Source organism: Massilia sp. 01N410 (assembly GCF_056399665.1).
In genome coordinates, this window is the sequence record NZ_JBFTRV010000021.1 from 1 (window position 1) to 12,652 (window position 12,652).

A 12,652-nucleotide genomic window follows, 5' to 3' on the forward strand; every position below is an offset into this window, starting at 1 on the left:
TCCAGCACCTGGCCGGCATGAAGGACTCGAAGACCATCGTCGCCATCAACAAGGATCCGGAAGCGCCGATCTTCTCGGTGGCCGATTACGGCATCGTCGGCGACCTGTTCGAGGTCGTGCCGGCGCTGGTCAAGGAACTGGGCTAAGCTTTAAAACCGTCAGGTCGGGCAATGCCCGGCATGACGGCTTAGAGCTTCGCGAACGCCCGCTCGATATCGGCAATCAGGTCGTCAGTATCTTCCAACCCGATATTGAAGCGAACCAGAATTCCCGCATCCGCCCAATTCCGGCGCATACCCTGGATCCGGTAAGGCATCACCAGGCTGTTCGCCCCACCCCAGCTGTAGCCGATGCCGAACAATTCCAGCGCATCGACGAAGCGGTCGGTCTGCTCTTCCGTATAGCGTGCATCGAACAGTACCGAGAACAGGCCGCCGGCGCCGGTGAAGTCGCGCTGGAAGAATTCGTGGCCGGGGCAATCCTCGAAAGCCGGGTGCAACACCTTCGCGATTTCCGGCCGGGCCTTGAGCCAGGCCGCCACTTTGCGCGCGGCCGCGTCGTGGGCTTCGAAGCGCAGCTTCATGGTCGGCAGGCCGCGCATCACCAGGTAGGCATCGTCGGCGCTGACACCCATCCCCAGGCGCATGTGGGCCAGGGCGATGCGGTCGATCAGCGCCTTCTCGCGGGTGATCACGGCGCCCATCAACACGTCCGAGCCGCCCGACTGGTACTTGGTCAGCGCCTGCATGACGATGTCGACGCCGAGGTCGAATGCGCGCAGGCCCAGGCCGGCCGACCAGGTGTTGTCGAGCGCGACCAGCACGCCCTTCTCTTTCGCGACTGCGCAAATCGCGCGCAGGTCCGGTACTTCCATCGACACCGAACCCGGCGCCTCGGTCCAGATCAGCTTCGTGTTCGGCTGGATCAGATCCGCGATGCCGGTGCCGACCAGCGGATCGTAGTAGCGCGCCGTGATGCCGAAGTCGGCGCTCAGCCAGCGTCCCAGTTCGCGGTTCGGGTTGTAGACGTTTTCGGGCAGCAGGACGTCGTCACCGGACTTCAGCAGGGCCAGGTCGACCATCGAGATCGCGGCCAGGCCGGACGGCGCCAGCAGGCAGTGCGAGCCGCCTTCGATCTCGGCCAGGCGGGCTTCGAGCCTGAAGGTGGTCGGGGTGCCGTGCAGGCCGTAGGTGTAGGCGTTCTTGTTCTTCCAGTCGCCGCTGCGCATGCTGGCGACGTCCTTGAACAGGACCGTCGAAGCGTGGTGGATGGCGCTGGGGAAGGCGTCGAAGCCTTCGGGAGCGCGATAATCGCTGTGGACCAGGGTGGTTTGGAGGGATTTTTTGCTCATCTTCTACACCATATCGTCATCCCCGCGCAGGCGGGGATCCATGCTGAAGCACCAACGTCGAACCGGTTACCCTACCGCGAGCAATTCGAATCCTGCGGCTCAGTATGGGTTCCCGCCTGCGCGGGAACGACGTTCAACTGTTGCGGGTACTAGTGACACGAACAATCAGGCGACGGTCGCCCAAAGATCATGCGCATCCGCCTTGGTCACCACAACCTCGATGAACTCGCCGACGGCCGGCTTGGCCTTGCCCGGCTGGAGCGCACGCTTGATGTGGACCACGCCGTCGATTTCCGGCGCGTCGGCAGCCGAGCGCCCCAAAGCTTCGCGCGGTCCGACTTCGTCGACCAGCACGCGGATCTTCTTGCCGACCTTGGCCTGCATGCGCTTCAGCGAGATCTCTTCCTGCAGCAGCATCACGCGCGCACGGCGTTCTTCGCGCACGGCTTCCGGCACCGGATTCGCCAGTTCGTTGGCGGTCGCGCCTTCGACCGGCGAGTAGGCGAAACAGCCCAGGCGGTCGATCTGCGCCTCGCGCAGGAAGTCCAGCAGGTATTCGAATTCCTCTTCCGTCTCGCCCGGGAAGCCGGCAATGAAGGTCGAGCGGATCACCAGGTCCGGATTCATCTTGCGCCAGGCCAGGATGCGGTCCAGGTTCTTTTCGCCGCTGGCCGGACGCTTCATGCGCTTCAGGACGTCCGGATGCGCGTGCTGCAGCGGAATGTCCAGATAAGGCACGAGGTTCTCGCCCATCAGCGGGATCACCTGGTCGACGTGCGGGTAGGGGTAGACGTAATGCATGCGCACCCACGCGCCGTACTGTTGCGCCATCTCGCCCAGGGCCTCGGCCAGCTGGGTCATGTGGGTCTTGATCGGGCGGCCGTTCCAGAAGCCGGTGCGGAATTTCACGTCGACGCCGTAGGCGCTGGTGTCCTGCGAGATGACCAGCAGTTCCTTCACGCCGGCCTTGAACAGGTTTTCGGCTTCCTGCAGCACGTCGTGGATCGGACGCGAGACCAGGTCGCCGCGCATCGACGGGATGATGCAGAAGCTGCAGCGGTGGTTGCAGCCTTCCGAGATCTTGAGGTAGGCGTAGTGCTTCGGGGTCAGCTTGACGCCGTGGTCCGGCACCAGGTCGATGAAGGGATCGTGCGGCTTCGGCAGGTGCCGGTGGACCGATTCCATCACTTCGGTGACGGCGTGCGGACCGGTCACGGCCAGCACCTTCGGGTGCACCTTGGTGATGATGTCGTCGCCCGCCGCATCCTTCTTGGCGCCGAGGCAGCCGGTGACGATCACTTTACCGTTCTCGGCCAGCGCTTCGCCGATGGCGTCCAGCGACTCCTGCACGGCGGCGTCGATGAAGCCGCAGGTGTTGACGATCACCAGGTCGGCGCCGGCATAGGACTTGGCGGTCTCGTAGCCTTCAGCGCGCAACTGGGTCAGGATCTGCTCGGAGTCGACCAGGGCCTTCGGGCAGCCGAGCGAGACGAAGCCGACCTTGGGCGCGGCAACGCCGGGCGCGGCCGGAGGAATCACGACCGGGTTCGAAGCCGGGGCCTCGGCGGCGGCGGCTGCGGAATCTTGGGTGGCGGAAAGCGGATTGCGGCGGAGTTCAGGCATGTGGATTGCGACGGAAAATTCTGGGCAATCCGCGATTGTACAGGAAGCGGGGGATCAGGAAAACCGAAGGGTCATTTCAAGGCCTGCTGAGTGGCGGCATGGGATCGCTACGCCACACCGTCGTCCCCGCGAAGGCGGGGACGACGGATTTGAGGGCGCGGGCTCTTCGCGCTGTGATGTTACTTCTTGGTATCCGTCGGCACCCCAAACGGGAAAGTCCCGAACATCGCCTTGCTCTGGCTCTGCATCTGCTCCTGCATCTGCAGGAACAGGTTCTTGCTCTGGTCGATGTAGTTGTTCATCATGCCCTGCATCATCGGGCCCTGGATGTTCATGAACTGGGTCCACATCTCGGTCGAGAAGGGTTTGCCCTCAAGGGCGCCGGCGGCCGAGCCGACGAACTTGTTCTGGATGTCGGTGAAGGCCTGGACATTCTTTTCCAGGTAGGAGCCCATCATGCCCTGCATCGCATGGCCGTAGTAACGGATGATCTGCGACAGCACGGCGCTCGAAAACATCGGCGCGCCGTGTGCTTCTTCTTCCAGGATGATCTGCAGGAGGATGCTGCGGGTCAGGTCTTCGCTGGTCTTGGCGTCGACCACCGTGAATTCGTCGGCGTCCAGCACGAGCTGCTTGACGTCGGACAGGGTGATGTAGGAGCTGGTCTGGGTGTCGTACAGACGGCGGTTCGGGTACTTCTTGATCAGGCGTTCGCTACTCTTTTTTCCACTGCTCATCTCAGGTTCCAAATATTGCGCCGCGGCGCTCTGTTATGCGGTCCGCGGACCGGCTAGCCGAGCCGCGGGCGTCTCCGATTCCAAGAGGATATTCTCTAAAATACCACGTTGCGATCGCAGGCGCAGCAATTATTCAACAGGCAACTCACGTATTTTTAAAGCAAGTTGCCCGTCTATCAAGAACTCAGTCGGCACGTGCCTTCACGTAGCGGCCGGGCGCCGGCTCGATCGGCTGGTGGCGTTCATTGCCCGGCTTGGCCGGCGGCGGGACGTCCTTGCCGCCGTTCTCGGCCAGGAATTTCGCCCATTCCGCCCACCAGCTGCCCTTCACTTCCGTCGCGCCGGCGAACCAGTCGGCAGCGCTCCTGGGGCGGTTGCGACCATTGGACTGGTTCACCCAGTGACTGCGTTTGCCTTTCGAGGCCGGGTTGATCACGCCGGCGATGTGCCCGGACGCGCCCAGCACGAAGCGGTTGGCCTTCGGCTTTTTCGGGTTCAGCAGGTTCATCGAGGCGAACGCCGCTTCCCAGGGCACGATGTGGTCTTCCTTCGAGCCGTAGACGAAGACCGGGCAATCGATCTTGCCGAGGTCGACCTGGACGCCGGCCACCGTCAGCGCGCCCGGCACCTTCAGCTTGTTCTCCAGATAGGTATTCCGCAGGTACCAGCAGAACATCGGGCCCGGCAGGTTGGTGCTGTCGGCGTTCCAGTACAGCAGGTCGAAGGCCGGCGGGGTCTTGCCTTTCAGGTAGTTCTGCTGCACATAGTTCCACACCAGGTCGTTCGGACGCAGCGAGGAGAAGGTCGTCGCCAGGTCGCGTCCCGGCATCAGCCCCCCCTTCGCCAGCTGCTGTTCGCGCAGCGCGACCTGGGTCTCATCGACGAAGACGTCCAGCACGCCGTTGTCGGCAAAGTCGAGCAGGGTCGTGAACAGAGACAGGCTGGCCGCCGGCTGGCGTCCGCGCGCCGCCTCGACTGCCAGCGCGCTGGCGGCGATGGTGCCGCCGACGCAGAAGCCGAACACGTTCACTTTCTCCTTGCCGGAGATCTCGCGGGCGACCTCGATGGCCTTGACCGCGCCCTGGTCGACGAAATCGTCCCAGGTCTTGCTGCCCATAGCCTGGTCCGGATTACGCCAGGACATCATGAATACGGTATTGCCCTGCTCCACCAGATAGCGCACCAGCGAATTTTCCGGCTGCAGGTCGAGGATGTAGAACTTGTTGATGCAGGGCGGCACCATCAGCAGCGGCACCTCGTGCACGGTCGGGGTTGCCGGGGTGTACTGGATCAGCTGGAACAGATCGTTCTCGAATACGACGGTGCCGGGCGTGACGCCGACGTTGCGGCCGACCTCGAACGCCGACTCGTCGGATTGCGAGATCCGGCCCTTCTGCATATCGGCCAGCATGTTCTGCAGACCCTTGGTCAGGCTCTCGCCCTTGGTCTCGATCAGTTTCTGCTGGGCTTCCGGATTCGTTGCCAGGAAATTGGCTGGCGACAGTGCGTCGACAATCTGCTGCACGGCGAAACGGATCTTGTGCTTGTCGCGCGGCGGGGCTTCGACCGCCTCGGCCATCGCCAGCAGGAATTCGGCATTCAGGAGGTAGGACGCGGCGCTGAAGGACGACACCGGGTTCGCCGTCCATTCGGGCGCCGAAAAGCGCTTGTCCTTGAACTCGGGCGTCTTGCCGCTCATGACGTCCTGCCACAGGCGGATCGCCTTCTGCAGGTAGTCGTTGCGCAGGGCTTCGAGTTTGGCCTGCGGCAAGCCGGCGCCGAAATCGCCCAGCATGCGCATCACCGGCGCCGCCTGCTGGGCCATGCCGCCGCCAAACGCCGAGGGGTCGGCGAACTTCATCCAGGATTGCCAAACGGAGGGATCGGAAAACTGCGACATCCATGCAGCGCCAGGCTGCGCGGTAGCTACGGGCGTATTCATATCGGCGTCCATTGTTTAGAATCGGGTATTCGAGCGTGCAACAAAGGAAAGTCTTATGTGGATCGTCGCCATCGGATGGATGTATGTCGTGACCCTGATGGCGGCCACCGAGCCTTCCGTGGTTGGCGGCATCATGACCTTCCTGTTTTACGGCGTGTTGCCATTATCTCTCGTTTTCTACCTGACGGGAGCATGGCGGCGCGGCCGGGCGCGCAAGCGGGAAGCTCAACACTCTAAGCGTCCCGATACGCCCGTTACTTAATGTAGATCAAACTCGCTTGACGCCCGCTGCCCGCACCGTCACGCCGGTAGGAATAGAAACGATCGCGTTCCGTGAAGGTACAGCGGTCGCCGCCGTGCACGCGGGTCACGCCGCCGCGCGCCAGCAGCCGGCGCGCCAGCAGCGGCATGTTCGCCAGATGCTTGCCTTCGCGTCCGGGATAAGGCCGGAACCCCTCCTCTGCTCCACCGTCCGGCAGCGCGGCGCGGAAGGCATCCAGCACGTCTGGGCCGACTTCGAAAGCGTCCGGTCCGATGGCCGGACCAAGCCAGGCCGTGATCTCGCCCGCGCCTTGCGCGCGCATCGCGGCTACGGTGGCGCCGAGCACGCCGCCGGCCAGCCCGCGCCAGCCGGCATGGGCCGCGCCCACCACCTTGCCTTCGAGGTCGGCGAACAGCACCGGCAGGCAATCGGCAGTCAGGATCGCGCACACCACGCCCGCTTGCGTCGCGATGCTGGCGTCCCCGGTGCGCACCGGTCCGCCGGGCTGGACCGTGGCGGCATCGACCACCTCGGCGCCGTGGACCTGCGCGATCCAGGCCGGGCGTCCCGGCAGCAGGGCCTGCAGGCGCGCACGGTTTTCGGCGACGGCGTCGGGGTCGTCCTTCACGTGTAGGCCGAGGTTGAGGCCGCCGCCGCCATTGCCGTCATCGAAAGGCGCAGCGCTGACGCCGCCCAGGCGGGTGGTCGCCAGCGCATCGATGTTGGCAGGCAGGTCCGGCCAGTCCGGCCGGACCAGGTGCCCGGGATGCAGCCCCGGCATCAGGCCGCTTCCGGCTCTTCGATGCCGGCGCGTTCCAGCAATTCCGCGAAATCGGCGGCGAGCGGCACCACCCACTCCATGTGTTCGCCGGTGGCCGGATGGGTCAGGCCCAGGCGGCGCGCCTGCAGCGCCTGGCGGTGGAAGAAGGACAGCAGGTGGGATTTGCCGTACACGGTGTCGCCGACGAGGCTGTAGCCCAGCGACTGCATGTGCACGCGGATCTGGTGGGTGCGGCCGGTTTCGAGGCGGCACTGCACCAGGCTCACCGGGCGGCGGTCCAGTTCGCCCTTCGCCAGCAGCTCGTAGTGCGTGATGGCCGGCTTGGCCATCGGCGCATTCGACACCGCCATCTTGGTGCGCTCGGTCGGGTGGCGGCTGATCGGCGAATCGATGGTGCCGGACAGGCGCGGCGTGCCCCACACGAGGGCGAAGTATTCGCGCTTGACGGTGCGGGCCGCCAGCTGGCGCACCAGGTCGGTCTGGGCTTCGAGGGTCTTGCCGACCACCATCAGGCCGCTGGTATCCTTGTCGAGGCGGTGCACGATGCCGGCGCGCGGCACCGAGACCAGTTGCGGGCAATAATGCAGCAGGCCGTTGAGGAGCGTGCCCGACCAGTTGCCCGAACCCGGGTGCACGACCAGGCCGGCCGGCTTGTTGATCACGAGGATGGACTCGTCTTCATAGACGATGTTCAGTTCCATCGCTTCCGGCGTATAGGCCGTGTCTTCCGGCGCCGGCTGGGGTACGACCAGCACGGTTTCGTCGCCGTAGGCGGTGCCCTTGCCCTTGGCCGGCTTGCCGTCGACCGTGACGTGGCCTTCGTCGAACCATTGCTGCAGGCGGCTGCGCGAGAACTGCGGCACCAGCCCGGCCACGACTTTGTCGAGGCGCTGGCCGCAGTGCGACGGGTCCAGGGTCAGGGTAATCGGCGAGAAGTCGACACCACTCGGCGCCAGGCCGGGTTGTGGTGCGAACTCGGCGTCCAGGTCGTCGTCCAAATCGGGGTCGAGAGGCATTTCCGCCGAATTCGGCGCAGCATTTAATATCACGTTGTTCCCATCGGCTATAATCAGCCGTTCGTTGTATCTCGGTAAAAACTTTCTTGCAAAAAGCTATGCAAAAAAAATTGTCTGTATTGGTTGTGACGGGTGCTCTGCTCAGTTTGTCAGCTTGCGGCTTGTTGCCGGGAAAGTCCGACGAAAGCAAGAACGTGTCAGCATCGAAATTATACGCTGACGCGCGTGAAGAAATGGATGGCGCCCACTACGAAGCCGCCATCAAGCTCTTCGAAAAGCTGGAAACCAACTATCCGTTCGGTACCTATGCGACCCAGGCGCAGATGGAAATCGCCTACGCGCACTATAAAGCCCAGGACCAGGCCGAGGCCCTGGCCGCGGTGGAACGCTTCATCAAGCTGCACCCGAATCATCCGCAGGTCGACTATATGTATTACTTGCGCGGTCTGATCAACTTCAACGACCAGATCGGCTTCATGAGCTTCATCTATTCTCAGGATCCGACCGAACGCGACCCGAAAGCGACCCGCGAAGCCTTCGCCGCCTTCAAGGAACTGGTCGACAAGTTCCCGAACAGCAAATACGCGCCGGACTCGATCCAGCGCATGAACTACCTGATCAACGCGATGGCTTCCTACGAAGTCCACGTGGCGAACTACTACTACCGCCGCGGCGCCTACCTGGCCTCGCTGAACCGCGCCCAGGAAGCCGTCACCAACTTCCCGACCTCGCCGGCGCGCGAGGAAGCGCTGTTCATCATGATCCGCAGCTACGACAAGCTGGGCATGTTCGACCTGCGCGACGACACCCAGCGCGTGTTCCAGACCAACTACCCGAACAGCCACTTCCTGGGCGGCAAGGGCAGCGGCGATGCGCCGTGGTGGAAGTTCTGGGCCAAGTCCGGGCCGCAACCGGCGCCGAAGGATGCTGTGCAGTAAATTGAAACGCCTGCTGATCGCAGGCGTTTTTCTTTTGGCGGCTCCAAAACGTCGTTTCCGCGAAGGCGGGAACCCATACTGAAGCACAGAAATCGGTCGACCTGAACTCTCGCGATCATTCGTCAGATCGCAGCTTCGATCGCTCGGCATGGGTCCCCGCTTTCGCGGGAAAAACGGGGGTTTATTCGACCCGCCGCCTGAACACCCACGCCTTCTCCGTCGACACACTCTCGTCGAACGCATAACCATCGACATCGAAGGCCTTCAATGCCTGCGGGTCGGTAATCCCACGCTCAGCCGCATAACGCGCCATCATCCCGCGCGCCCGCTTGGCGAAGAAGGAGATGATCTTGTACTTGCCGTTCTTCCAGTCCTCGAACACGGGAACGACCAGCGGCACGTTCAAGAGCTTGGGCTTGACCGACTTGAAGTACTCTTCCGACGCCAGGTTCACCAGCGCGGTGGCGCCGTTCGCCGCCAGCGCCTCGTTCAGCGCGCCCGTCACCGTCTCGCCCCAGAAAGCGTACAGGTCCTTGCCGCGCGGGTTGGCCAGCCTGGTGCCCATCTCCAGGCGGTAGGGATGCATCTGGTCGAGCGGACGCAGCACGCCGTACAGGCCGGACAGGATGCGCACGTGGTCCTGCACGTAGTCCAGCGCCCTGGCGTCGAGGCTGCGCGCGTCCAGGCCGGTGTAGACGTCGCCGTCGAAGGACATCACGGCCTGGCGCGCATCAACGTGGTCGGGGTGCCAGCTGGCGTAACGGGTCACGTTCAGCACGGCCAGCGGGTCGGAGATGCTCATCAGGGCGCCGACCTGGGCCGGCGAATACGCCTTCAGCACGCGGATCAGCTCCGCGGCGCGGTCGATGAATTGCGGGGTGGTCCTGCGGTCGGTGGTGGGCGGCGTGTCGAGGTCGAGCGATTTGGCGGGCGAAAGAACGATCAGCATGGGTGAGAAATGCGTACAACAAGTAAAATTGCCGACATGATACCCGCTTCAGCCAAACCCATCGTCATCGATACCAATGTCTGCCTCGACCTCTTCGTCTTCCGCGACCCGCGCTGGGCCGGCCTGCTGGCCGCGCTCGAGAGCGGCGCGGTCCAGGCAGTGACCCGCGCCGATTGCCGCGAAGAATACCTGTACGTCCTGCACTACCCTCACCTGCCGCTCGACGACAGCACGCGCCCGGACGCGGCCGCCCGTTTCGACGCCCTGATCCGTGTGGTGGCGCCGGACAGCCGCGCGATCCGCCTGCCCGTCTGCACCGACCGCGACGACCAGAAATTCCTCGAGATCGCCCGCGACGCCGACGCCGCCATCCTGATCACCAAGGACAAGGCCTTGCTCAAGCTGGCCAAGAAGACCGCGCGCGAAGGCCTGTACCGGATCATGACCCCGGACGCCTGGGTCAAACTCGCCCCTGATATGTGAGAAACGCCATGTCTACACCCATACTTCGATCGCGCCTGCCGGCCGTCGGCACCACCGTCTTCACCCTGATGTCCGCGCTCGCCAACGAGCATGGCGCGGTCAACCTCGGCCAGGGCTTCCCCGACTTCGGCTGCGACCCGCGCCTGCTCGGCCTGGTCGACGAGGCCATGCGCGCCGGCCTGAACCAGTATCCGATGATGTCCGGCGTGCCGCTGCTGCGCGAAACCATCGCCGCAAAAATACAGGCCTTGTACGGCCACGCCTATGATGCCGTGACCGAGATCACCGTCACTGCCGGCGCCACCCAGGCGCTGACCACCGCCATCCTGTGCGCCGTGCATCCGGGCGAGGAAGTCATCATCATCGAACCGGCCTACGACAGCTACCTGCCGGCCGTGCAGCTGGCCGGCGGCGTGCCGGTGACGGTGTCGATGCGGCTAGGCCACAGCGGCTACAGTGTGCCCTGGGACGAGATCGCCGCTGCGGTGACGCCGCGTACCCGGATGATCGTCATCAACAGCCCGCACAACCCGACCGGCTCCATCCTGCGCAAGAGCGACCTGGACGCCCTCGCCGATATCGTCGACGGCACCGACATCCTGATCCTGTCGGACGAAGTCTATGAACACATGGTCTTCGACGGCCAGCAGCACGAGTCGGTCAGCCGCGATCCGAGGCTGGCGGAGCGCGCCTTGGTCGTCTCGAGCTTCGGCAAGACCTATCACGTGACCGGGTGGAAGGTCGGCTACGTGGCGGCACCGGCCAGCCTCATGGCCGAGTTCCGCAAGGTCCACCAGTACAACGTCTTCACCGTGAATACGCCGATGCAGCACGGCCTGGCCGCCTATATGCGCGACCCCAGCCCCTACCTGGAGCTGCCTGCCTTCTACCAGAAGAAGCGCGACCTGTTCCGGGCAGGCCTGGCGAATACCCGCTTCACCCTGCTGCCGGCGGACGGCACCTATTTCCAGTGCGTGAAATACGACGGCATTTCCGACCTGAGCGAATCGGAATTCGCGCAGTGGCTGACGCGCGAGATCAAGGTGGCGGCGATTCCGGTGTCGGCGTTCTACAGCCAGGGCAAGGGGTCGGGGATCGTGCGGTTCTGCTTTGCGAAGCAGGATGAGACTTTGGAGGTGGCGTTGGAGCGCTTGGCGAAGGTGTAAGAAGCATCGTCATTCGCGCGACATGAGCACGTCGTTCCCGCGAAAGCGGGAACCCAAGTTTGCATGCGTTTCGACAACTCGAGCAGAACTTGGATCCCCGCCTTCGCGGGGACGACGTTTCAAGGCAGCGGGCACCGTTACCAGTATGTTGCAGGTAAGCCGCTTAACGTCCCAACTGCTGCAGCCGCCGCTCCACAAACGCCTGCAATTCCGCCGACAAAGTGCCGCTCGCACGCGCCCGCTGGAAGGCTTCCAGCGCCTCCGCATTGCGCTTGTCGGCCTGCAGCGACATCCCCAGTCCCATCCACCACACGCCATTGGCAGGCGCGGTGCGCAGCGCGGCCTGGTACTGCTCGGCCGCCTCGCGGTAGCGCTGTTCGCGCTGCAGGGCGCCGGCCAGGAAGGCGTGATAGTCGGCGTTATTGCCCGCATAGGGCAAGGTACGCGTGAGGGTGTCGATGCCGGAAGCCCCACGTTCGATCTGCAGGCGCGCTAGCAGCATGGCCAGTGCCGGCTGGCGCGGGTCGAGGATCAGGCCGGCCTGCAGATGGCGGATCGCCTCGTCGGTGCGCCTGGCTTCGATCAGCAGGCCGACCAGGGTCTGGCGCGCCGCATCGTGGTTCGGATCCAGCTTCAGCGCCTGCTCCAGCGCGGCGAAGGCTTCCGTCATCCGTCCATCCTGCAGCGCGTTGAGCGCGTGACGGTATTCGCCCTCGGCGCGCTGGACGCCCGATTCCTGGCGGCCCTGGCCGGCGCTGCGCTTGTCCCTGGCGGTGTCGGCAGCGCTTTCGGCGGCGCGCGACGGCGCCGGGGACTTGTCCTCCCGGCGGGCTTCCGTCCTGGCCCTGGCTTTGTCCTTCGGCTTCGCCTCGTGGGTGGCCGCGCGGGCACGGGCCAGCGGGCTGGGCGTGCCTGCCGTCATGCGTGCCTGCAGCTCCGCCATGATGGCCTGGCGTGCGGCGCGGGCTTCGTCGCTGTCCGGCGCATAGCCGTCCACGCTCTTCGGATGCACGCCGGCGGCCGGCGCTGCGTCGAACCTGTCGTCGTGGCGCACGGCCACGGCGGGCGCCGGCGCTGCTGACACGGCCGCAGGCACGCCGGCGACCGGCGCCACGACCGGGACCGAAGTCACACGCGTTTCCGGCGCCGGCACCGCAGCCACGACAGTCGGCTTCACGCCGCTGCGATTCGCCTGGACCTGCGTCCATCCATACCACGAAGCCAGGGCGATGAGCACGGTCGCGCCGGTACCAAGGGCGGCCAGCCTGAGGGTCCGGCCATCGACGCGCTCGCCCAGCCGCTGACGCTCGCGCGCCACCGGCCGGATCTGGAATGGCAAGGACTCGGCGCCCGGCGTGCCGCGCGAGTCGAGGTCCTGGAGCATCTTGTTAATCAGGCTCATCG

The 12,652-nt window shown here is 64.7% G+C and carries 12 protein-coding genes and 1 pseudogene; 5 read left to right on the forward strand and 8 right to left on the reverse strand.

Annotated elements, in window-relative coordinates:
* Window positions 1-146 (forward strand): annotated as a pseudogene (locus AC1DOP_RS22520) (electron transfer flavoprotein subunit alpha/FixB family protein); the annotation flags it as partial.
* Between the two features lie 41 nt (window positions 147-187).
* Here the strand turns inward: AC1DOP_RS22520 and AC1DOP_RS22525 are convergent.
* The 4 genes from AC1DOP_RS22525 to phaC form a co-directional block, all read right to left on the reverse strand.
* Window positions 188-1,351 (reverse strand): cystathionine beta-lyase, encoded by a 1,164-nt coding sequence (locus AC1DOP_RS22525; RefSeq protein ID WP_441933158.1) that lies wholly within the window; start codon window positions 1,349-1,351, stop codon window positions 188-190.
* Between the two features lie 165 nt (window positions 1,352-1,516).
* A complete protein-coding gene (rimO, locus tag AC1DOP_RS22530; protein ID WP_441933160.1) occupies window positions 1,517-2,974 on the reverse strand; it encodes a 30S ribosomal protein S12 methylthiotransferase RimO in 1,458 nt (485 codons plus the stop codon).
* Between the two features lie 179 nt (window positions 2,975-3,153).
* Window positions 3,154-3,711 carry a polyhydroxyalkanoate synthesis repressor PhaR gene (phaR, locus tag AC1DOP_RS22535; protein ID WP_441933161.1) on the reverse strand — a complete coding sequence of 186 codons (558 nt, stop codon included), beginning with the start codon at window positions 3,709-3,711 and terminating at the stop codon, window positions 3,154-3,156.
* 184 nt (window positions 3,712-3,895) lie between these two features.
* The gene (gene phaC, locus AC1DOP_RS22540; RefSeq protein ID WP_477253459.1) at window positions 3,896-5,653 is read right to left on the reverse strand and encodes a class I poly(R)-hydroxyalkanoic acid synthase; all 1,758 of its coding nucleotides are present in this window, start codon (window positions 5,651-5,653) and stop codon (window positions 3,896-3,898) included.
* Window positions 5,654-5,708: 55 nt separating this feature from the next.
* Between phaC and AC1DOP_RS22545 the strand changes: the two genes are divergently transcribed.
* Window positions 5,709-5,915, forward strand: a complete 207-nt coding sequence (locus AC1DOP_RS22545; RefSeq protein ID WP_477253461.1) for a hypothetical protein — start codon at window positions 5,709-5,711, stop codon at window positions 5,913-5,915.
* Here AC1DOP_RS22545 and pgeF read toward each other — a convergent pair.
* Both pgeF and AC1DOP_RS22555 read right to left on the reverse strand, forming a co-directional pair.
* Window positions 5,908-6,696, reverse strand: coding sequence for a peptidoglycan editing factor PgeF (pgeF, locus tag AC1DOP_RS22550; protein ID WP_477253463.1), 789 nt, complete (start codon window positions 6,694-6,696; stop codon window positions 5,908-5,910). The two genes, AC1DOP_RS22545 and pgeF, sit on opposite strands and share 8 nt — an antisense overlap.
* Window positions 6,696-7,712 carry an RluA family pseudouridine synthase gene (locus tag AC1DOP_RS22555; RefSeq protein WP_477253465.1) on the reverse strand — a complete coding sequence of 339 codons (1,017 nt, stop codon included), beginning with the start codon at window positions 7,710-7,712 and terminating at the stop codon, window positions 6,696-6,698. The genes pgeF and AC1DOP_RS22555 overlap by 1 nt, the downstream gene beginning before the upstream one ends.
* A gap of 98 nt (window positions 7,713-7,810) precedes the next feature.
* Here AC1DOP_RS22555 and AC1DOP_RS22560 point away from each other — a divergent pair, with 98 nt between their 5' ends.
* The gene (locus AC1DOP_RS22560; protein WP_441933168.1) at window positions 7,811-8,650 is read left to right on the forward strand and encodes an outer membrane protein assembly factor BamD; all 840 of its coding nucleotides are present in this window, start codon (window positions 7,811-7,813) and stop codon (window positions 8,648-8,650) included.
* 181 nt (window positions 8,651-8,831) lie between these two features.
* On the opposite strand, the gene yaaA is transcribed toward AC1DOP_RS22560, so the two are convergent.
* The gene (gene yaaA, locus AC1DOP_RS22565; RefSeq protein WP_441933169.1) at window positions 8,832-9,599 is read right to left on the reverse strand and encodes a peroxide stress protein YaaA; all 768 of its coding nucleotides are present in this window, start codon (window positions 9,597-9,599) and stop codon (window positions 8,832-8,834) included.
* Window positions 9,600-9,635: 36 nt separating this feature from the next.
* Between yaaA and AC1DOP_RS22570 the strand changes: the two genes are divergently transcribed.
* Both AC1DOP_RS22570 and AC1DOP_RS22575 read left to right on the forward strand, forming a co-directional pair.
* Entirely contained in the window at window positions 9,636-10,082 is a 447-nt protein-coding gene (locus tag AC1DOP_RS22570) for a putative toxin-antitoxin system toxin component, PIN family (RefSeq protein WP_441933171.1), read from the forward strand.
* Window positions 10,083-10,090: 8 nt separating this feature from the next.
* A complete protein-coding gene (locus tag AC1DOP_RS22575; RefSeq protein ID WP_441933173.1) occupies window positions 10,091-11,248 on the forward strand; it encodes a pyridoxal phosphate-dependent aminotransferase in 1,158 nt (385 codons plus the stop codon).
* Window positions 11,249-11,411: 163 nt separating this feature from the next.
* Here the strand turns inward: AC1DOP_RS22575 and AC1DOP_RS22580 are convergent, their stop codons facing one another.
* Window positions 11,412-12,650 (reverse strand): tetratricopeptide repeat protein, encoded by a 1,239-nt coding sequence (locus AC1DOP_RS22580; protein WP_441933175.1) that lies wholly within the window; start codon window positions 12,648-12,650, stop codon window positions 11,412-11,414.
* Between the last annotated feature and the right edge of the window lie 2 nt (window positions 12,651-12,652).

What these genes read in the sequence shown, in the direction of transcription:
- AC1DOP_RS22525 (WP_441933158.1), bottom strand. Translation starts at nt 1,351, where the DNA reads ATGAGCAAAAAATCCCTCCAAACCACCCTGGTCCACAGCGATTATCGC.
- rimO (WP_441933160.1), bottom strand. Translation starts at nt 2,974, where the DNA reads ATGCCTGAACTCCGCCGCAATCCGCTTTCCGCCACCCAAGATTCCGCA.
- phaR (WP_441933161.1), bottom strand. Translation starts at nt 3,711, where the DNA reads ATGAGCAGTGGAAAAAAGAGTAGCGAACGCCTGATCAAGAAGTACCCG.
- phaC (WP_477253459.1), bottom strand. Translation starts at nt 5,653, where the DNA reads ATGAATACGCCCGTAGCTACCGCGCAGCCTGGCGCTGCATGGATGTCG.
- AC1DOP_RS22545 (WP_477253461.1), top strand. Translation starts at nt 5,709, where the DNA reads ATGTGGATCGTCGCCATCGGATGGATGTATGTCGTGACCCTGATGGCG.
- pgeF (WP_477253463.1), bottom strand. Translation starts at nt 6,696, where the DNA reads ATGCCGGGGCTGCATCCCGGGCACCTGGTCCGGCCGGACTGGCCGGAC.
- AC1DOP_RS22555 (WP_477253465.1), bottom strand. Translation starts at nt 7,712, where the DNA reads ATGCCTCTCGACCCCGATTTGGACGACGACCTGGACGCCGAGTTCGCA.
- AC1DOP_RS22560 (WP_441933168.1), top strand. Translation starts at nt 7,811, where the DNA reads ATGCAAAAAAAATTGTCTGTATTGGTTGTGACGGGTGCTCTGCTCAGT.
- yaaA (WP_441933169.1), bottom strand. Translation starts at nt 9,599, where the DNA reads ATGCTGATCGTTCTTTCGCCCGCCAAATCGCTCGACCTCGACACGCCG.
- AC1DOP_RS22570 (WP_441933171.1), top strand. Translation starts at nt 9,636, where the DNA reads ATGATACCCGCTTCAGCCAAACCCATCGTCATCGATACCAATGTCTGC.
- AC1DOP_RS22575 (WP_441933173.1), top strand. Translation starts at nt 10,091, where the DNA reads ATGTCTACACCCATACTTCGATCGCGCCTGCCGGCCGTCGGCACCACC.
- AC1DOP_RS22580 (WP_441933175.1), bottom strand. Translation starts at nt 12,650, where the DNA reads ATGAGCCTGATTAACAAGATGCTCCAGGACCTCGACTCGCGCGGCACG.